At 54.2% G+C, this 18,076-nt stretch carries 18 protein-coding genes and 1 other RNA gene; 10 read left to right on the plus strand and 9 right to left on the minus strand.

Going from position 1 to position 18,076, the window contains the following annotated elements:
- Window positions 1–66 precede the first annotated feature (66 nt).
- The 5 genes from cysN to cysD are packed head-to-tail and all read right to left on the minus strand — an operon-like array spanning window position 67 to window position 3,714.
- Window positions 67–1,692 carry a sulfate adenylyltransferase subunit CysN gene (gene cysN, locus JL719_RS03670; RefSeq protein ID WP_033156031.1) on the minus strand — a complete coding sequence of 542 codons (1,626 nt, stop codon included), beginning with the start codon at window positions 1,690–1,692 and terminating at the stop codon, window positions 67–69.
- A 52-nt stretch (window positions 1,693–1,744) separates the two neighbouring features.
- On the minus strand, window positions 1,745–2,122 hold the full coding sequence (locus JL719_RS03675) for a type II toxin-antitoxin system death-on-curing family toxin (protein WP_033156032.1): 378 nt from the start codon (window positions 2,120–2,122) through the stop codon (window positions 1,745–1,747).
- A gap of 4 nt (window positions 2,123–2,126) precedes the next feature.
- A complete protein-coding gene (locus tag JL719_RS03680; RefSeq protein ID WP_033156033.1) occupies window positions 2,127–2,330 on the minus strand; it encodes a hypothetical protein in 204 nt (67 codons plus the stop codon).
- Between the two features lie 19 nt (window positions 2,331–2,349).
- Entirely contained in the window at window positions 2,350–2,769 is a 420-nt protein-coding gene (locus JL719_RS03685; protein WP_051669815.1) for a DUF4124 domain-containing protein, read from the minus strand.
- Window positions 2,770–2,805: 36 nt separating this feature from the next.
- Entirely contained in the window at window positions 2,806–3,714 is a 909-nt protein-coding gene (gene cysD, locus JL719_RS03690; protein WP_033156035.1) for a sulfate adenylyltransferase subunit CysD, read from the minus strand.
- A gap of 90 nt (window positions 3,715–3,804) precedes the next feature.
- On the opposite strand from cysD, the gene JL719_RS03695 reads away from it, so the two are divergent.
- Window positions 3,805–4,233: a hypothetical protein gene (locus JL719_RS03695; protein WP_033156036.1), complete on the plus strand. Its 429-nt coding sequence runs from the start codon at window positions 3,805–3,807 to the stop codon at window positions 4,231–4,233.
- Window positions 4,234–4,260: 27 nt separating this feature from the next.
- Here JL719_RS03695 and trxC read toward each other — a convergent pair whose 3' ends face one another.
- The 4 genes from trxC to JL719_RS03715 are packed head-to-tail and all read right to left on the minus strand — an operon-like array spanning window position 4,261 to window position 6,964.
- Window positions 4,261–4,695, minus strand: a complete 435-nt coding sequence (trxC, locus tag JL719_RS03700) for a thioredoxin TrxC (protein ID WP_033156037.1) — start codon at window positions 4,693–4,695, stop codon at window positions 4,261–4,263.
- 55 nt (window positions 4,696–4,750) lie between these two features.
- On the minus strand, window positions 4,751–5,704 hold the full coding sequence (locus tag JL719_RS03705; protein ID WP_033156038.1) for a zinc metalloprotease HtpX: 954 nt from the start codon (window positions 5,702–5,704) through the stop codon (window positions 4,751–4,753).
- Window positions 5,705–5,707: 3 nt separating this feature from the next.
- The gene (locus JL719_RS03710; protein WP_033156039.1) at window positions 5,708–6,016 is read right to left on the minus strand and encodes a chaperone modulator CbpM; all 309 of its coding nucleotides are present in this window, start codon (window positions 6,014–6,016) and stop codon (window positions 5,708–5,710) included.
- Between the two features lie 3 nt (window positions 6,017–6,019).
- Window positions 6,020–6,964 (minus strand): DnaJ C-terminal domain-containing protein, encoded by a 945-nt coding sequence (locus JL719_RS03715; RefSeq protein ID WP_033156040.1) that lies wholly within the window; start codon window positions 6,962–6,964, stop codon window positions 6,020–6,022.
- A gap of 360 nt (window positions 6,965–7,324) precedes the next feature.
- Here JL719_RS03715 and ssrA point away from each other — a divergent pair.
- From ssrA to JL719_RS03760, 9 genes are all read left to right on the plus strand, one after another.
- Window positions 7,325–7,705, plus strand: a transfer-messenger RNA (tmRNA) gene (ssrA, locus tag JL719_RS03720).
- 226 nt (window positions 7,706–7,931) lie between these two features.
- On the plus strand, window positions 7,932–10,481 hold the full coding sequence (locus JL719_RS03725) for a type I restriction-modification system subunit M (protein WP_033156041.1): 2,550 nt from the start codon (window positions 7,932–7,934) through the stop codon (window positions 10,479–10,481).
- 61 nt (window positions 10,482–10,542) lie between these two features.
- A complete protein-coding gene (locus JL719_RS03730; RefSeq protein WP_033156042.1) occupies window positions 10,543–11,061 on the plus strand; it encodes an REP-associated tyrosine transposase in 519 nt (172 codons plus the stop codon).
- 147 nt (window positions 11,062–11,208) lie between these two features.
- The gene (locus JL719_RS03735) at window positions 11,209–11,415 is read left to right on the plus strand and encodes a hypothetical protein (RefSeq protein ID WP_033156043.1); all 207 of its coding nucleotides are present in this window, start codon (window positions 11,209–11,211) and stop codon (window positions 11,413–11,415) included.
- Window positions 11,412–12,746 carry a restriction endonuclease subunit S gene (locus JL719_RS03740; protein WP_051669818.1) on the plus strand — a complete coding sequence of 445 codons (1,335 nt, stop codon included), beginning with the start codon at window positions 11,412–11,414 and terminating at the stop codon, window positions 12,744–12,746. The genes JL719_RS03735 and JL719_RS03740 overlap by 4 nt, the downstream gene beginning before the upstream one ends.
- 39 nt (window positions 12,747–12,785) lie before the next feature.
- Window positions 12,786–13,022 carry a hypothetical protein gene (locus JL719_RS03745; RefSeq protein ID WP_033156044.1) on the plus strand — a complete coding sequence of 79 codons (237 nt, stop codon included), beginning with the start codon at window positions 12,786–12,788 and terminating at the stop codon, window positions 13,020–13,022.
- 78 nt (window positions 13,023–13,100) lie between these two features.
- Window positions 13,101–14,081 carry a Fic family protein gene (locus tag JL719_RS03750; protein WP_033156045.1) on the plus strand — a complete coding sequence of 327 codons (981 nt, stop codon included), beginning with the start codon at window positions 13,101–13,103 and terminating at the stop codon, window positions 14,079–14,081.
- Complete coding sequence (locus JL719_RS03755) at window positions 14,081–17,203, plus strand: type I restriction endonuclease subunit R (protein WP_033156046.1); 3,123 nt, start codon at window positions 14,081–14,083, stop codon at window positions 17,201–17,203. The genes JL719_RS03750 and JL719_RS03755 overlap by 1 nt, the downstream gene beginning before the upstream one ends.
- Window positions 17,203–17,919: a M48 family metallopeptidase gene (locus JL719_RS03760; RefSeq protein WP_033156047.1), complete on the plus strand. Its 717-nt coding sequence runs from the start codon at window positions 17,203–17,205 to the stop codon at window positions 17,917–17,919. Before JL719_RS03755 ends, JL719_RS03760 begins: the two co-directional genes overlap by 1 nt.
- The last annotated feature ends 157 nt before the right edge of the window (window positions 17,920–18,076 follow it).

Consider the following 18,076-nt stretch of genomic DNA (forward strand, 5'->3'; position numbering starts at 1 on the left):
AAAAGGGCGGCGACTTTCGCCGTCCTTTCTAAATTTCGCCAAGACCAGCGCTTGGCGAATACATCATTAACGAATCACTTCCCGATTTTTCAATGCAACGTAGATGTCATCGACGCTGTATTGATCGCAATCAAAGCTCAAATCGGCTGCGGCCGGTTTTCCATCAAGGCACAGGCACAACAAACCGGCATTTTTGATCGCGGTAGCCAGCGCATCGTTCGCTTGTTCCAATACCGTCGTAGCATGGCCGGTATCGAACAGTTTGCGTTCCAATTGGTAAGCCACTTGCTGGGCAGTGACACCGCTCAAGGCGATGATGCTGGCGGTTTGGCTAAAGCGAATTGCCCGCTCTGCGGCGGACACCGGCGACCAGTCTTCCGCGCTGGCGTCGCCCGTAATCATGCCGGCACCGACAGTGACGTTGGTTAGTCGGTCTATGACGATGAACGAACCAGTGGTTTTATTGCGTTTGTATGGGTCGAATACCACCGGCGCATTGACTGCCACGGTGCAAGAACCGATTTCGTTCAGTTTCAACTCATTGGCATCGTGGTGTTCCAGCGTGTTGACGTCGATGCGGTGATGAATCATCGATACCGAGCCGGACACGCTGCGCGTTGCCAGCTTAATCACATACTGCCGTCCAGGCACCATGGCTTGCTCGGTCATCCAGACGATAGTGGCTTTGAATTTGTCGGCGATGCTGGGCGCGGCTTGTTGCTGGCCCAGGATGATGTCGCCGCGGCTGACGTCTATTTCATCTTCAAGTGTCAACGTGACCGCCATCGCCGCAAACGCTTCGTCCAACTCGCCATCGAAGGTGACGATGGATTTGATCTTGCTGGTTTTGCCGGACGGCAGCGCGGTAATGGCATCACCTTTATGAAATATGCCGGATGCGACGGTGCCGCAGAAACCGCGAAAATCCAGGTTGGGGCGGTTGACGTATTGCACCGGGAAACGGGCGTCGGCGAAGTTGTGGTCACTGGCAATTTCGATGCTGTTCAACAATTCCATCATCGGCATGCCGGTAAACCAGGGCATATTGGCGCTGGGGTTGACCACGTTATCGCCGTCCAATGCAGACATCGGGATGAAATGCACATCGTGTAGATCCAGTGATTTGATGAACGCCAGATAATCGTCCTGAATCTTGTGGAAGGTTTCTTCGCTGTAACCGACCAAATCCATTTTATTGATGGCGACGATGATGTGCTTGATGCCGAGCAAGGAGGCGATGAAGCTGTGGCGCTTGGTTTGGGTTTGCACGCCGTAACGGGCGTCGATCAAGATTACTGCCAAGTCGCAGGTCGAGGCGCCGGTGGCCATGTTGCGGGTGTATTGCTCGTGGCCTGGGGTGTCGGCGATGATGAATTTGCGCGTCGAAGTGGAGAAATAGCGGTAGGCGACGTCGATGGTGATGCCTTGTTCGCGCTCGGCCTGCAAGCCGTCGACCAGCAAGGCCAAGTCAATCTTGCCGGCGCCGGTGGTGCCGGACTTGACGCTGTCGGCCTGCACGGCGGCCAGTTGGTCTTCGTAAATCATTTTCGAGTCGTGCAGCAAGCGGCCGATCAAAGTACTCTTGCCGTCGTCGACGTTGCCGCAGGTTAAAAAGCGCAATAGCTCTTTACGTTCGTGTTGCGCCAGATAGGCGTTGATGTCGGTGCTGATGAGGTCGGATTGGTGGGACATGGGGTTCCTAAATGCCTTATTTGTAATAAAAGGTGCCGCGCTGTTAAAGCGCTTACTTGCAATGTTGTTTTAATAATTCGGCTAGTTCGTCACGACTCAATTGCCGGGTTGCTACATTAATCACCCATTCGTAGAGCTGGGTGTTATCCATGGCCGGTTGTTTATGGTTGGCAGCTAGAAAAACCAGCATACAGGCCGCAGCGGCTCGATTGTTACCGTCCAGAAACGGATGGTTATTGGCCAGCGAATAGCAGTATTGAGCGGCGGTTTGAAAAATGTCGCCGTTGTAGTGCCAAGTTTGCCGGGCTGCGCCGAGCGCCGATTCCAGCAAGGCTTCATCCCTGATGCCCTGCGTGCCGCCGAAGCGTTCTATCTGTTGCCGATGTATCGTCAATGCCAAAGTTTTCGAGATAAAAAACAACTCGGGCATGCTGTTACTGCGCTAATTTAGCAAAGGCGTCGGCATATTGATTCATCAATTGCTCGTGAATCTTTAAAGCGTCTTCATCGTTAATTACGCTATCGGGCAAGGCTTGCTGTTGTTTTTGTTCCAAAAACAAGACGAAATCCAATACCTCGGCTTGCAGACGGGGCTCCAGTCTTGCGAGGTGTTCTTGTATTTCTTCGTGTAATTGCATAGGTCACCCCTCAAATGATTTATCGGCACCACTGCTTTTCGCAGGGAACACCGTCATTGTTGCCGTCCATTTTGGTGTCCGGGCAGTTATTGATGAAATACGTCGCCTCTTCACACGATCTCATTTGCGAGCAATAGACGCGGCCGTCGCAAACGAAGTTTTGTGCATTGCGCTCTGTGGCGCCGGTTGTTGGATTGTTAGGCTCTGGTTTTGGGGCGCTTTCGAAAAGGCCTTTAACTTTGTCGGTTAGTTTTGAGGAAAGCGGCTGTTCTGCTTTCACTTCCGCGAGCGGTTTTAAATCCGGTGTCTTGCGATCCGCTTTGTGATCGCAAGCGGTATCCGAATAGACTACATGACCTTTAGCGTCGGTACATTTGTAAACACCGGCCAAGCTATCCGCGGAGTAAAACAGGATAAACAAGCACAAGAATTTCTTCACTATTCGTGTTTCCTCATTCGCTAATGGTACAAGCGTTTAGAAGTAACCTTCCCGTTTCTTCTGTTCCATAGACCCAGCCTGATCATGGTCGATCAAACGGCCCTGGCGTTCGGAAGTGGTGGTCAGCAGCATTTCCTGGATGATTTCCGGCAAGGTGGTGGCTGTGGATTCCACAGCGCCGGTCAAGGGATAGCAACCCAGGGTGCGGAAGCGCACCATTTTCATTTCCACTTTGTCGTTGGGGCCGATAGGCATGCGCTCGTCGTCGACCATGATCAGCATGCCGTCTTTTTCGACCACTGGCCGTTCTTTGGCAAAATACAGCGGCACGATGGGGATGTTTTCCAAGTGAATGTATTGCCAGATGTCCAGCTCGGTCCAGTTGGATAGCGGGAACACGCGGATGGACTCGCCTTTATCGACTTTGCCGTTATAAATGTTCCAGAGTTCCGGGCGTTGGTTTTTCGGGTCCCAACGGTGGTTTTTGTCGCGGAATGAATACACCCGTTCCTTGGCGCGGGATTTTTCCTCGTCGCGGCGCGCACCGCCGAAGGCCGCGTCGAACTGGTATTTGTTCAAGGCTTGTTTCAGCGCATCGGTTTTCATCACGTCGGTATGTTTTTTACTGCCGTGCGTGAACGGGCCTATGCCCTGGGCGACGCCTTCTTCGTTGATATGCACGATTAAATCCCAACCCAGATCTTTCGCCATGTTGTTACGAAACTCGATCATTTCCCGAAATTTCCAGGTGGTATCGACGTGCAACAACGGAAACGGCGGTTTGCCGGGGAAGAATGCCTTGCGAGTCAGATGCAGCATCACAGCGGAATCCTTGCCTATCGAATACAGCATGACAGGCTTTTCAAATTCCGCCGCCACTTCGCGAATGATATGGATGCTTTCTGCTTCGAGCTGTTTCAGATGGGTTAATTTATAATCGGTCATCAATTATCCGGGGCGCACGGCCATGTTTGCTGTGGAGTGTAAGCCCGCTATTTTAAAGGCAAAGCCCCATCGACGCCATCGGCAAAGCTTATGAGACAGATACACGGACTGGAAAAACTGGCCGGGCAGCAGCCCGGTCGGCTCAATGCGCCAAAACTGGCAGACCTGTTACTGATGGATTTGCGTCAATGCCGTTGCAGTATTTACGGCACTATCGGCGATGACGACAAGGTGTTGTTGGCGGAGCTGGCGCTGTTGCCGGAAAGCCTTGAATACGAAATGTTCGATCAGCGCATTGATTTCATCGTCGCGGGGCCGATACTGCGCAACGACTGTGTACCATTAATTTATCGGCTGCAGGGCGAGCAGTTTGCGCTTAGCGGCCGCTGCTCAATGATCGCTCGGGTGTGCGGTGTGGATTTGTATCTACAGCGCAGTTATACCGGCGTGATTGGTGATGTCGCCAGGCAAAAGTTCTCCATATCACTACCACCGCTACTGAAAATGCTTGGGCATTGACTGCCTCGATAGCACATCCGAAAACCCTTATAGCTGGCTATTCACCCAGCGCACGATGTCCGGTGCGCTCAAGGCGCCGGACTGTCTGGCCAACTCTTGGCCGCTCTTAAATAAAATCAGCGTCGGAATACTGCGAATGTTGTAACGGGCGCTGAGCTGTTGCTCCGCTTCGGTGTCGACTTTACCCAACCGAATCCGTGGTTCCAAAACCTGCGCGGCTTGGGCAAAAGCCGGCGCCATCATTTTGCACGGTCCACACCAGTCTGCCCAAAAATCCACCAGGAGTGGAATATCGTTGCGTGCCAGATGTATTTCAAAGCTTTTCGCAGTCAAAGCCAAAGGATGGCCGCTGAATAAGGCTTGGTGGCATTGTCCACATTTTGGGCTTTGCGACAGACGGGCCGCCGGCAGGCGGTTTACCGCTTGGCAATGTGGGCAGACTAAATGTAGGGATTCGCTCATATTGTGTTCTCGAATATAAGTATCGGCGAATTGATTCGCCCGTAAAATTTACCAACTATCGCCACAAACCGCCGATGCGCCAACGAACTGGCCGAACAATCACCCGGTTACCGTAACTCGGCGCGATAAACGGCTCGTGCCAAAGGGTTTGCGGCCGGCTGGGGCTCAAGGCTTGCAGGCGGCGTACCCGTTCAGCGGTGGGCGGATGAGTGCGCAGCCAAGAAGGCTCCGGATTGCCCCAGCCCGGTAGCAGTATCGACTTCCAGCCGCCACTGACTTGTTCGATATGCGCCAAGGCTGTCGCCAAACCCAAGGGGTCTCCGGTCAGCGCCGCAGCATTCAGGTCGGCATCGTATTCGCGGATGCGCGATAAGCCCAATTGCATCAGCAACGCCAAATGCGGCGAAAACAATAGCAGCAACAAGCCCGGCCAATTGATTTGAAAGCTGATTTCGCCGAACAGCAGCAAAGGGATGGACAGCAACAAAAACAACTGTCCGGTGGCGGCGAATAAAGCGGTAATTCGGCTAATCGCATCGGCCAAGCCCATCACCCGCAAATCGTTATTGGCGATATGGGCCATTTCATGTGCCAATACCCCGGCTAGCTCCCGTGAGTTTAGCTGCTTGAACAATCCGTCGGTCAACGCAATCGCCGACTGTCGGCGGCTGCCGACTGCAAAGGCATTGATGAGCGGGCTGGGAATGTAAAATGGCGCCGGGACGCTAGACAGTTCGGCGCGCTCCGTTAGCACTTGCAACATTTGCCACAGTGCCGGTGCTTCTTGTGGAGAAATTGGCCTAGCTCGGTAAAGACTTAGCGTCAAGCGCCAGGCCGTCGCCGGTTCGAAGATCAGCGCAAATACGCCGGTCGCCAACGCAATCCAGATGCCTTCTTCGCCAAACAACAGGCTGCCGGCCAAGCTACAGATTGCCAGTAGCGCCAACATTAACAGCAGTGTTTGCAGTCGGTTAAGCCAGCTATGGCGATGCCATTCGATGCTTTGCATACATTACTCCAGACCGGCCCGGCGTAAACGGCGGCGTAAGTCGTCGATCTCTTCCTGCATGTCCGCGACCAGTGCAGCCAGCTCCGGCAATGCTTCGAAATTGCGCTCCAGACTAACGATGCGCCGCACCCGCACCAGATGTGCGCTGGAAAAACGCCATTCGCTTTGCTGCTGCGGCAGCGGATTGAGCCAGCCTTCTTCTATATGCCGGGTTATCCATTCCGGCTCTACTGCGCAGATGGCCGCCAGTTGCTGCAAAGTCAGGCCGCTGTCTTCCAGAACGGCGTCGATCAAAGTCTCGGCTGATGACATGCTTTAGCTCCTGTGGTTCGTGCGCGGGTCGAAAGCCAGTTCGCGCGCCATGGTTTCGTAAAGTTCTTTGGCTTTGGTCGTGTTGGCCGGCGGCAATACCACCTGAATATCCAACAGCAAATCGCCGGGCGTCGCGCTTGGGATGCCCTTGCCGCGCAGTCGCAGTTGCTGGCCGCTTTGCGTGCCCTCCGGGATGCGCACTTTTAGGCCGGTATCGAATAAATTCACCGGCACCATCGCCCCCAGCGCCGCTTCCCAAGGTGTGACCGGCAAGCTCATATGCAGATTGCTGCCGTCCACCCGCAAACGCGGATGCGGATTGAAATGCACCTCCAGCAGCAAGTCGCCCGATTTGCCGTTACCCATGCCTGGTGCGCCCTGGCCGGCTAAACGAATGATTTGGCCCTCGTACACACCCTTGGGGATTTTCACATTCAAGGTGCGGGTGTCCAAAATTACATGACCGCCGGCATCCATGCGCGGCACGCGCAAGCTGATTTGCCGGGCCGCGCCGTTAAAAGCGTCGATTATATCCAGCAGCACTTTGGCGTGATGATCCTCGCCTTGGGTATGGAAGTCGGCTTGGCTTTCGAATGGCCCGCCGCGCGCACGGCCAGCACCCATTTTGCCGAATAATTGACTGAAAAAGTCGCCGAAATCGGCCGTGTCGGTGCTGGAAAATTCGAAGCCGGCATCCCAATTGGGTGGGGGATGAAACTCCTGGCCGGGCCGATAGCCACGTCCCAATTGATCGTAAGCCGCGCGCTTTTCCGTATCAGAGAGCACCGCGTAGGCTTCGTTGATCTCTTTCATGTGCGACTCGGCATCCGCTTCCTTGGAAATGTCCGGGTGATACTTGCGCGCCAGTTTGCGGTAGGCTTTTTTGATGTCCGCCAGCACGGCGTCGCGATTGACGCCGAGAATCTGATAATAGTCTTTGTATTGCACGTCATGCCTCCTGTGACCGACGTTGAACAAGCTAAATCTAACTGTTGCCCGTTCCTAATTTACCGCAGACATACTGTTCTGGCAGAACTTGTCGAAGCCCACGGTTGGGGTGCCTTCCGACGAACTCTAGGCGAACGCAGCTCAAGGCCCAGGTTAATAACGGTTTTATAGCGGATTGCCTGGAGAGCGACAATCTTAAATAAAACCTATCAATCGAAGATGCCTGAAAAAATGGAGGTGCGCTGGTCTAAAAACAAGAGGCTTTGCCCTGCGGTTATTTTTCGGAAGAACTTGAAATCGTTGATTTCAAACCCATCTTAATGACAATTATTTTATCGATTTGATAAGATATAACTTCTTGGGGGTGACATGGCTTCGACGTGGGTAGCAAAACCTCAGGTGCATGCCGAGCACAGTACAGCTCGTAAAACCTACTGAAAACAAGTATTCGCAAACGACGAAAACTACTCAGTGGCCTTAGCAGCTTAAAACCTGCACCACTTCTCTGACCAGATGTACTTATGCGTCTGGAGTCTCTTTCGAGAGGCGCTCAGGGATCATATTACATAAGATCGCGCCAGGGCTTAGTTCGGAGCCTGAATCGCTAAATCCAATCGAAATCGCTGTTGATCCTCTTGGCCCGACGGGTAGTCAACAGTTAAATTAAAAGCGCGGGATAAGCATGTAGAGCTTGTGGCGGAGTGCTTGCGGACGGGGGTTCAATTCCCCCCACCTCCACCACCTAAGATTAAGAACGGGGCTAAGGCCCCGTTTTTTATGGGTTAAAGAAATTTTTATCTTGCTGGATTTTTCTAATCCAATATTGAGGTCACTAACAGAGCCACATGATCGGGCAAGCAAGCTTGAGACAAGTAGCTTATTTATGGAAAAACAATCGTGCTTCCTAAATCTTGGTGCTTTGCTTTAAAGCTAATGAGCAAACCATAGTAGTTATAAATACTCATCAATGGCCATCAAAAAATCCGACCTCTATTCCTCCCTATGGGCCTCGTGCGACCAATTGCGTGGCGGCATGGACGCCAGTCAATACAAGGACTACGTGCTGTTCATGCTGTTCATCAAATACATCACCGACAAATACGCCGACAGCGACGACTTCGCGCCGCCGGTGGTGATTCCGCCCGGCGCCAGCTTCAAGGACATGATCGCCCTCAAAGGCAAGAGTGACATCGGCGACAAGATCAACACCCAGATTATCGGCCCCTTGGTCAACGCCAACGCCCGCTTGTCGAAAAGCGACTTTCCCGACTTCAACGATCCCAACAAACTCGGCGAAGGCAAGGACATGGTGGAGAAGCTCTCCAACCTGATCAGTATCTTCCAAAAGCCCGAGCTGGATTTCTCCAAAAACCGCGCCGAGCACGACGACATTCTCGGCGACGCTTACGAATACCTGATGCGCCACTTCGCCACCGAAAGCGGCAAGAGCAAAGGCCAGTTTTATACGCCGTCGGAAGTCAGCCGTATCATCGCTAAGGTGATCGGCATTTCGCCGGAAAACGCCAAAGGCTCGACGACGGCTTACGACCCGACTTGCGGCTCCGGCTCCTTGCTGCTAAAAGTCGCCGCCGAAGCCGGCAAACATATTACCCTCGAAGGCCAGGAAAAAGACGTCACCACTGCCGGTTTGGCGCGGATGAACATGATCCTGCACGACTTCCCGACCGCCACCATCCTGTCCGGCAACACGCTGGCCTCGCCCAAGTTCAAAGACGGCGAAAACCTGCGCACTTACGATTACGTGGTCGCCAATCCGCCGTTTTCCGACAAGACCTGGAGCACCGGCCTGACGCCGGGCGACGATGCTTACCAGCGCTTTGTTTGGGGCGAGCCGCCGGCCAAACAAGGCGACTACGCCTATCTGCTGCACATCATTCGCAGCCTGAAAGCCAACGGCAAAGCCGCCTGCATTCTGCCGCACGGCGTGCTGTTTCGCGGCAATGCCGAAGCGGTGATCCGTCAGCAACTGGTCCGCTCCGGCTATTTGAAAGGCATCATCGGTCTGCCCGCCAACTTGTTTTACGGCACCGGCATTCCGGCCTGCATCCTGGTGATCGACAAGGAAAACGCCACCGCCCGCAAGGGCGTGTTCATGATCGACGCCAGCAAGGGCTTTATCAAGGACGGCAACAAAAACCGCTTGCGCGAACAGGACATCCACAAAATCGTCGACACCTTCGGCAAGCAAGCCGACGTGCCGCGCTATGCTCGCATGGTGGCGTTCGATGAAATCGCCGACCCCAAAAACGACTTCAACCTGAACTTGCCGCGCTACATCGACAGCAGCGAGCCGGAAGATATTCAAGACATCAACGGCCACCTCAACGGCGGCATCCCAGAACGCGACCTGGATGCGCTGGCCGACTACTGGCAAGTGCTGCCCGGCGTGCGCGCCGCTCTTTTCTCCCCTCGCCTTGAGGAAAGCGCCGCCAAACAAAGTAACCAACCCTCTCCCTCCGGGAGAGGGCAGGGTGAGGGGACAGAAATCAATGTCTTACTTTATTCTGATTCTCCTCACCCCAACCCTCTCCAGCAGGAGAGGGAGCGACCCGGTTACGCGCAATTAACGCTGCCGCTGGCCGAGGTCAAACCCGCCATCTTCGGCCACGCCGAATTCACCGCCTTCAACACCCAGGCGACTGAACGCTTTCAACATTGGCGCGACGCCACCACGCCGCTACTGACCGGCTTTGGCAAAGACGGCCACCCCAAGGCCTTGATCGAAACCATCGCCGAAGACTTGCTGAACACCTTCAAGCCCGCGCCGTTACTGGATGCCTACGACATTTACCAGCACCTGATGGACTATTGGGCCGACACCATGCAGGACGATTGCTACCTGATTTCCGCCGATGGCTGGGTCGCCCAACCGACCCGCATCGTCGAAACCGATAAAAAGGGCAAAAGCAGAGACAAGGGTTGGGCCTGCGATCTGATCCCCAAGCCGTATATCGTCGCCCGCTATTTTGCCGACGAACAGGCTGGCATCGAAGCCAAACAGGCCGAACTGGAAGCGGCGACCGCCAGCCAAACCGAATTGGAAGAAGAGCACAACGGCGAAGACGCCATCTTTTCCGGTTACGACAACATCAATGCCGCCGCCGTTAAAGATCGGATCAAAGAGCTAGGCAAAGACCCGGATGGGGCCGACGAGTTGAAAGTATTAAAACAGTGGCTGGAACTCAGCAACCAGATCAGCGGGTTAAAAAAGCAGCTCAAGGAAGCCGAAGCCGCGCTCGACCAAAAGGCCTATGAAAAATACCCGACGCTGAGCGAAGCCGAAATCAAAACGCTGGTGATCGACGACAAGTGGATGGCGCACCTGTCCGCAGCCGTGCAGGGCGAACTGGATAGAGTCTCGCAAACCTTGACCGGCCGCATCCGGCAATTGGCCGAACGCTACGCCACACCGCTGCCTCAACTGGAAGACGAGGCGGCGGCCCTGGCCGTTCGCGTGGCAGAACACCTCAAAAAAATGGGCGTGGTATGGCCATGAATGAGCATGCCGTAGGGTGGATAAGCGCTAGCGCATCCGCCGATATTCCTACACCGGCAACATGAGCGATTACCAACGCATCCGGATTCCGGGCGCTTGTTATTTCTTTACCGTCGTCACTTGGCGGCGCAAGCCGGTTTTTATCGATGATGCGCGGGTTTCGCTGTTTCGAGAGGCCTTGCGTAAAGTCAAGGCAAGCCGCCCGTTTCAAATCGACGCAATGGTCATTTTACCGGATCACCTGCATTGTATTTGGCGGTTGCCGGATGACGACGCGGATTATTCCGGTCGTTGGCGCGAAATCAAAAAAGCCTTTTCCCGCCAAATCGATACCACCACCAATGCCAGAAACGAGCGATTGGTCTGGCAACGGCGGTTTTGGGAGCATACGATTCGCGATGCGGACGATTGGCGGCGCCACGTGGATTACATTCATTACAACCCGGTCAAACACGGATTAGCGCAGCGCCCCAGCGATTGGCCGTGGTCATCGTTTGCCGGTGCCGTCAAAAAAGGTTGGTACGATGCCGATTGGGGTGCCACGCCGCCAAACCACATCAGCGACATGGAGCACGAATGACCGCAAAAGCACCCAACGTAGGGTGGATAAGCGCCAGCGCATCCACCATTATTTGCCGAGGTCCGGTGGATGCGCTGGCGCTTATCCACCCTACTACTACTTGCCCAAGGTTCAACGGTTCAACGATGCCGTGGAAAATGCAACCCAATGAGTAATCAACCAACAAACCATGCCGAGGCGGTCAACGAAGCTAGCGCGGCTTATGGCTTGCGGATCGACAAGGAAGCGCGGTATGACGAATCCTCCCGTAGGGTGGATAAGCAAAGCGCATCCACCGAGTCATTGAAGCCTCCGGTGGATGCGCGTTCGCTTATCCACCCTACTACTGAGCTTGCGGGAGGCGGAAGCCGATGAGTAAACAACATGGTTGTTCCGATAACTCGCAATCGGCGGTCAACGAAGCCAGCGCGGCATATCGCTTGCAAGCTGGTAAGGCGGCTTTGATTAAGCCGGGTTACAAGATGACGGAGGTGGGGGTTATTCCGGTGGATTGGGATATCAAGCATGTCGGTGATTTCGCGGATGTTGGTTCCGGTGGAACACCCAGTCGCGAGAAACCAGCGTATTGGGGTGGCTCAATTCCATGGGTCACCACATCTCAAATCGATTTCGGCGTCATCACAGAGGCCGATCAATTCATTACTGAAGAAGGCCTCAAGAACTCGGCTGCGAAGTTGCTTCCCACCGGTACATTGTTGATGGCTCTTTACGGTCAAGGCAAAACTCGTGGAAAAGTTGGTGTTCTAGGTATTCCGGCAGCGACAAACCAAGCATGTGCCTCAATCGCGCTTCATGCTGGTGTTTTGCCGGAGTTTGTGCTCCATTTCTTAACAAGCCGGTATGAGGCCATCCGTAATTCCAGCAATACCGGCGGCCAAGAAAATTTAAACGGGAACATCGTCAAAGGAACATCTGTCGCGTTTCCACCTCTCCCCGAACAACGCGCCATCGCGGCGGCGTTGAGCGATGTGGATGCGCTGCTGGACGGGCTAGAGCGGCTGATCGCCAAGAAGCGCGACCTCAAACATGCCGCCATGCAACAACTCCTCACCGGCCAAACCCGCTTGCCGGGGTTTAGTGGGGAGTGGTCAAAGATTAATGTGGCGAAGCATGCAAAGTTGAATGCACGTATTGGATGGCAAGCGCTTACTACTGAGGAGTATCTTAAAAATGGCACTCATTTCTTGGTTACTGGGACTGATTTCGTTGATGGACGTGTAAACTGGGCTACTTGTCATTATGTTGATGAATGGCGTTATAACCAAGACCGTAATATTCAATTGAAGAATTGTGATGTTCTTTTAACCAAGGACGGCACGATAGGAAAAGTTGGCTATGTTGATGGCCTACCTGGGCCTGCTACCTTGAATAGTGGTGTTTTTGTAATCAGGCCAGTGCAAGAGGCGTTCGTGCCATTGTTTCTTTTCTATGTTCTGGCTTCCCAAATATTTGATGACTTTCTTGCGATGATTACGGCGGGTTCCACCATCGTCCATCTTTACCAGAAGGACTTTGTCGGATTCGAGTTTCTTGCTCCGGACACGGAAGAACAAACCGCCATCGCCGCCGTACTCTCCGACATGGACGCCGAACTCGCCGCATTGGAAGCCCGCCGCGACAAAACCCGCGCCCTCAAACAGGGCATGATACAGGAACTGCTCACCGGCAAGACCAGGCTGCTATGATCATGCCTGCTAAATCCTTTTTTACCCATGGAGCTCTCGATGAACGTACTTGACGAAGACAGCTTGCGGTTTCAGGAAGTCTTTATTCCGGAATTGGCCGAGGGCGCCATCAAACAGGCTTATTACCAGACACTGGCCGCCGGTTGTTCGGTGCTGGAAGCGGTGGATGGACAATTGATCGAATCCTCGCCGGATGGCTCGCGCCGGGTAGTGAAGTCATTGCCCAAGCCCATTCCCGTCAAGCCCGGCCAGCGCTTGCGGCGTCTGCAAAAATGACTTCGGCAACGCCGCGGCTAAGGATGTTCGCCGGGCCGAATGGGTCAGGTAGCCGCAGGCCGATATACTACCGTTAGTATGAGTAGCTATCAGCCTCCGTTCCAGCTCAGTCATACCATGCTTGCCAAAGTGGCGGAGATCGCCGAGTTACTGGGGCGCTGGAAACAGGCAGGCCGGGACACGTTGGCGCCGCAACTGCGGCGGGGGAACCGTATTCGCACCATTCAAGCATCGCTGGCTATAGAACAGAACACACTGTCGGTGGAACAGGTGACGGCCGTGCTGGCCGGTAAAGCCGTGCTGGGATTGCCGCGAGAAATTCAGGAGGTGAAGAATGCCTTTGCCGCCTATGAGGCGCTTCCCGATTGGCGCCCGGATAGGCTGGATGATCTGTTAGCCGCCCATGGCTTGTTGTTGCGAGGCTTGGCCGACGACGCAGGCTGTTTGCGTGAAGGTGGAGTCGGCATTTATCAAGGTCAGCGACTGGTGCATATGGCGCCGCCACCCAGTCAGTTAACCCGCCTGATGAATGATCTACTGGATTGGCTGGCTCACAGCGATGCCCATCCGCTGATTGCTTCGTCCGCTTTGCATTATGAACTGGAATTTATTCATCCTTTTAGCGACGGTAATGGACGCATGGGCCGCTTGTGGCAAACGCTGATACTGAGCCGTTGGCAATCGATTTTGGCTTATTTGCCGGTCGAGACGGTGATTAAAAGCCGGCAGGATGATTACTACCGTGTGCTGGGCGAGGCCGATCAAGCCACCGATTGCAGTGCTTTCATCCTGTTTATGCTTGATGCGATCGGCGAAGCTCTGCAACAAGCGATCACCAGCGAAACGCCGGTTAAAACGCTGGTTAAAACGCCGGTGAAAACTCCAGAACAGATTTTAGCCCTGCTGCGGGAGCAGCCGACTTTAACCCTGGCGGAGGTTGCTGTTCGTTTGGGTAAATCGACCAGCGCTGTGGAACGCGCCGCTCGCAAACTTCGAGAGCAAGAGCGTTTGCGCTATGTGGGCCCGCAAAAAGGTGGGCATTGGGAGATAAAGGAATAATGGATCAAAACACCCGCTCCGAACGTAACACTCAAAACCGAATCGTCAGTCTGTTCACCGATCCGTCACCGCTCAATTGCCTGGGTTACCGCTATCTTGGCGAATGGAGTAAACGCCAGAACAATCGCCCTATCGAAACCGCACTGCTTCGCTATAACCTGATGGCACGCGGCTATTCCGCCGCCCACATCAGTGCTGCTTTGCAAAAACTGGACACTGCTGCCGACGTCAGCGGCATCACGCTTTATCAAGCCAATCTTCGCACCTATCAGTTATTGCGCTACGGCATTCCGGTGCAAATCGCCGCCGGTCAGGCGCACGAGACGGTGCATTTGATCGATTGGGAGCGTCCCGAGCGAAACGACTTTGCGCTGGCCGAGGAAGTGACGCTGAAAGGCGGTTATGAGCGGCGGCCGGACATTGTGCTGTATATCAACGGTATCGCCATCGCGGTGATCGAGTTAAAGCGCAGTTCGGTGGATGTGGCGGACGGCATACGCCAGCTCATCACCAATCAGGATGCCATTTTCAATCAAGGCTTTTTCAGCACGGTGCAGATAGTCTTGGCCGGCAGCGATGCGCAAGGGCTGCGTTATGGCACCACCGGCACACCCGAACAATTCTTCGTGGAGTGGAAGGATCAAACGCCTGCCGAAGCGGGCACCGCGCCGCTTGCCGGCGCATTGCTGGATCGACCTCTGGCGCAGTTGTGCGGCAAGGCCAGGCTGCTGGATTTGCTTCGCAACTTCATCATCTTCGACGCCGGCCAAAAAAAGGTGCCGCGCCAGCACCAGTTTTTCGGCGTCAAGGCAGCGCAGGAGCGCATCGCCAAGCGCGAGGGCGGCGTCATCTGGCATACCCAGGGTAGCGGCAAGAGCATTTTGATGGTGCTGATCGCCAAGTGGTTGCTGGAACACGATCCCGAGGCGCGGATATTGGTGGTCACCGACCGCGACGAGCTGGACAAGCAGATTGTCGGCGTGATGCGCAATGCCGGGGTGATTGGCGAAAACTCAGCGTCGCCGCGCATCACCTCGCGGGCCGATTTCGTCAATAAGCTGGCCGAGACTACGCCACGTTTGCTGTGCGCGTTGATCCATAAGTTCGACGTGTCCGATCTGAAAGGCGCGCCGCCGAAGGTGGTAGGGCGCTTTTATGTGTTTGTGGACGAATGCCACCGCACTCAGGGCGGCGACATGAACAAGCAGATGAAGCGCTGGCTGGAAAGCGCGATCTTCATCGGCTTCACCGGTACGCCGCTGCTGCGCAAGGACAAGCAGATGACGCACGATGTATTCGGCACCTACATCCATACCTACAAGTTCCATCAGGCGGTGGCCGACAGAGTAGTGCTGGATTTGAAATACGAGGCCCGCGACGTGCCCGAAAGGCTGACCTCGCAGAAAAAAATCGACGAATGGTTCGAGCGGAAAACCCAAAATCTCAACAACTTTCAGAAGGCGGCGTTGCGTAAACGCTGGGCGACGATGGAAGAATTGATGAGCGCCGAGGGTCGTAAACGCGAGGTGGTCGCCGAAATCATCTCCGATTTCGCCCTCAAACCGCGTTTGAACAACGACCGCGGCACCGCTATTCTGGTGGCCGCCTCCATCTACGATGCCTGTCATTATTTCAGGCTGTTCAGAAATACCCACTTTGGCCCCCACTGCGGCATCATTACCTCGTACGAACCGAATGCCAATGCCATCTCGAAAGAACCCGCCAACAGCGATGAACGCTATAAGTTTGATACCTATAGCCAGTGGGTATTGAAGGATTTTCCGACCACCGAGAAATACGAAACGGAGATGAAGCGCCGCTTCATCGACGAGCCGGCCAATCTTAAATTGCTGATCGTGGTGAGCAAGCTGCTGACCGGCTTCGACGCGCCCAGCTGCACCTACATCTATCTCGACAACGAGCTGCGTGACCACAATCTGTTCCAGGCGATCTGCCGCACTAACCGGCTGGATGGCGACGACAAGGACTACGGCCATATCGTCGACTTCAAAAAGCTCTTTGGCGACGTGCAACAAGCCATCGCCGTGTACAGTTCCGACGAACTGGACATCGACCAGGGCAACGGCGGCGAAAACAACGTGCGCCTGAAAAACTGGCTGGAAGAAGGCAAGAGGCAACTGGACGATGCCCGTCAAGCACTGCACTACCTGTGCGAACCGGTACTGCCGCCGCGAGAAGTCGAACAGTACCTGCATTATTTCTGCGGCGATGCCGCCAACCCCGACGCGCTAAGCGAAACCGAAGCATTGCGAGTGACGTTCTACAAGGCGGTGGCGATCTTTGCCCGTGCCTACGCCGACATCGCCCAGGAACTGACCGAGGCGGGTTATTCCGAGGCTGAGGCCGAGGCATTGAAAAAGGCAGTAGAGTTCTACGCCGAGATTCGGGCCGCCATCAAGAAGCACTCGGGTGAAGAGCTGGACATTAAGCCTTACGAGGCTGACATGCGCCACCTGATCAACACTTACATCCAGGCCGACCCGGCGGCGGAATTAGGGGAACTGGGTGAAATGTCGCTGACCGAGCTGATCATCGAGACCGGTATCCACGACGCCATTGCCCGCAAGCTGAACCAGAAAGGCAAGCTGTCGAAGAACGCTATCGCCGAGGGGATTATCAACAACGTTCGCAAGACCATCATTCGCGACCAGCTCACCGACCCCAGGTTCTACGCGCAGATGTCCAAGCTGCTAGACGATCTGATCAAGCAAAGTCAGGCGGATACTGCCGCTTATGAGGCGTTTTTGCGCAAGGCTGAGGAGTTGGTCAATCGCTTGGCGGCCAAACAACCCGAGGCCGGCATTCCCGCCATTTTGCATGGCAAGCACGAGGCCATCGTCATCTACAACAATCTGGCCGATTTGATGCCCGAAGCCACGCCGACGTCACAGGTGCATGAACCCACGACCGACTATAGCGATGAGCGTGCGCAACTGGCGCTAAAAATTGATCATGCCATGCGCGAACAAGCGCCGGCGGGCTGGAAAGGAGACCAAGCTAAGGAAAGTGTGATTTTGAATTTTTTGTTTCTGTTGCTGAACAAGAATAAGGAAGCCACTTTGGCCTTGTTCGAGATCATTAAGAATCAGCCAGGCTACTGATGACTGAAACCATCGAACTGGGTGAGATTGTTATCGAGGTGACTCGAAAGGCCATCAAGAACGTGCATTTGTCTGTGCATCCGCCGGAAGGCCGCGTCACCTTGGCCGCGCCGCTGGAAACCCGTTTGGAAGTGGCCAGAGCCTATGCCATCTCAAAGTTGGGTTGGATACGCGATCAGCAGGCCAAACTGCGTAATCAGGCCAGGGAGATGCCCAGGCAGTTTGTCGAGCGCGAGACCCACTATCTTTGGGGACGGCGGCATTTGTTGACCATCATCGAACGTGGCGGCAAGCCGTTTGTGAAGGTCGATCATCGGCGGATTACGCTGTACCTACCGGCAGACAGTGCATTAGAAAATCGTGCAGAGCTGATTCACGAATGGCACAAGGTATTGTTGCATCAAGCCATCCCCCCATTGATTGCCAAATGGCAAGTAAAGCTGGGGGTCGAAGTGGCGCACTATTTTTTGCAACGTATGAAAACTAAATGGGGCAGTTGCAATCCGCGAGCGCGTAATATCCGTTTAAACACCGAATTGGTCAAAAAGCCTAAGCACTTGTTGGATTATGTTGTTTTGCACGAAATGGTGCATTTATTGGAGCCTACCCATAATGAGCGCTTCCTAACCATTTTGAGTGGTTATTACCCTAATTGGCAGGAAGCGCGAGCCGAGTTGAATGAATTACCGTTGTCTGCTGAAAATTGGAAAGAGTAATAGTAATCTTCAATATTGGGGGGCATGAAGAAATGCGGTTCTTATAATTTTTATGTAAAACAATGCCTGCAGAGCTTAATAAAATAGTCCCCACCCACCAAATTATCAAAGCCCAACTGGTCTCAGTTGGGCTTTTTTATTGCCTGTTGGTTTCTGC

Source organism: Methylomonas sp. LW13, from assembly GCF_016865255.1.
Classification (GTDB): domain Bacteria; phylum Pseudomonadota; class Gammaproteobacteria; order Methylococcales; family Methylomonadaceae; genus Methylomonas.

Bases quoted from the DNA above. Each gene is read 5' to 3' on its own strand.
- cysN (WP_033156031.1), bottom strand. From the start codon at position 1,692: ATGTCCCACCAATCCGACCTCATCAGCACCGACATCAACGCCTATCTG.
- JL719_RS03675 (WP_033156032.1), bottom strand. From the start codon at position 2,122: ATGCCCGAGTTGTTTTTTATCTCGAAAACTTTGGCATTGACGATACAT.
- JL719_RS03680 (WP_033156033.1), bottom strand. From the start codon at position 2,330: ATGCAATTACACGAAGAAATACAAGAACACCTCGCAAGACTGGAGCCC.
- cysD (WP_033156035.1), bottom strand. From the start codon at position 3,714: ATGACCGATTATAAATTAACCCATCTGAAACAGCTCGAAGCAGAAAGC.
- JL719_RS03695 (WP_033156036.1), top strand. From the start codon at position 3,805: ATGAGACAGATACACGGACTGGAAAAACTGGCCGGGCAGCAGCCCGGT.
- trxC (WP_033156037.1), bottom strand. From the start codon at position 4,695: ATGAGCGAATCCCTACATTTAGTCTGCCCACATTGCCAAGCGGTAAAC.
- JL719_RS03705 (WP_033156038.1), bottom strand. From the start codon at position 5,704: ATGCAAAGCATCGAATGGCATCGCCATAGCTGGCTTAACCGACTGCAA.
- JL719_RS03710 (WP_033156039.1), bottom strand. From the start codon at position 6,016: ATGTCATCAGCCGAGACTTTGATCGACGCCGTTCTGGAAGACAGCGGC.
- JL719_RS03725 (WP_033156041.1), top strand. From the start codon at position 7,932: ATGGCCATCAAAAAATCCGACCTCTATTCCTCCCTATGGGCCTCGTGC.
- JL719_RS03730 (WP_033156042.1), top strand. From the start codon at position 10,543: ATGAGCGATTACCAACGCATCCGGATTCCGGGCGCTTGTTATTTCTTT.
- JL719_RS03735 (WP_033156043.1), top strand. From the start codon at position 11,209: ATGAGTAATCAACCAACAAACCATGCCGAGGCGGTCAACGAAGCTAGC.
- JL719_RS03740 (WP_051669818.1), top strand. From the start codon at position 11,412: ATGAGTAAACAACATGGTTGTTCCGATAACTCGCAATCGGCGGTCAAC.
- JL719_RS03745 (WP_033156044.1), top strand. From the start codon at position 12,786: ATGAACGTACTTGACGAAGACAGCTTGCGGTTTCAGGAAGTCTTTATT.
- JL719_RS03750 (WP_033156045.1), top strand. From the start codon at position 13,101: ATGAGTAGCTATCAGCCTCCGTTCCAGCTCAGTCATACCATGCTTGCC.
- JL719_RS03755 (WP_033156046.1), top strand. From the start codon at position 14,081: ATGGATCAAAACACCCGCTCCGAACGTAACACTCAAAACCGAATCGTC.
- JL719_RS03760 (WP_033156047.1), top strand. From the start codon at position 17,203: ATGACTGAAACCATCGAACTGGGTGAGATTGTTATCGAGGTGACTCGA.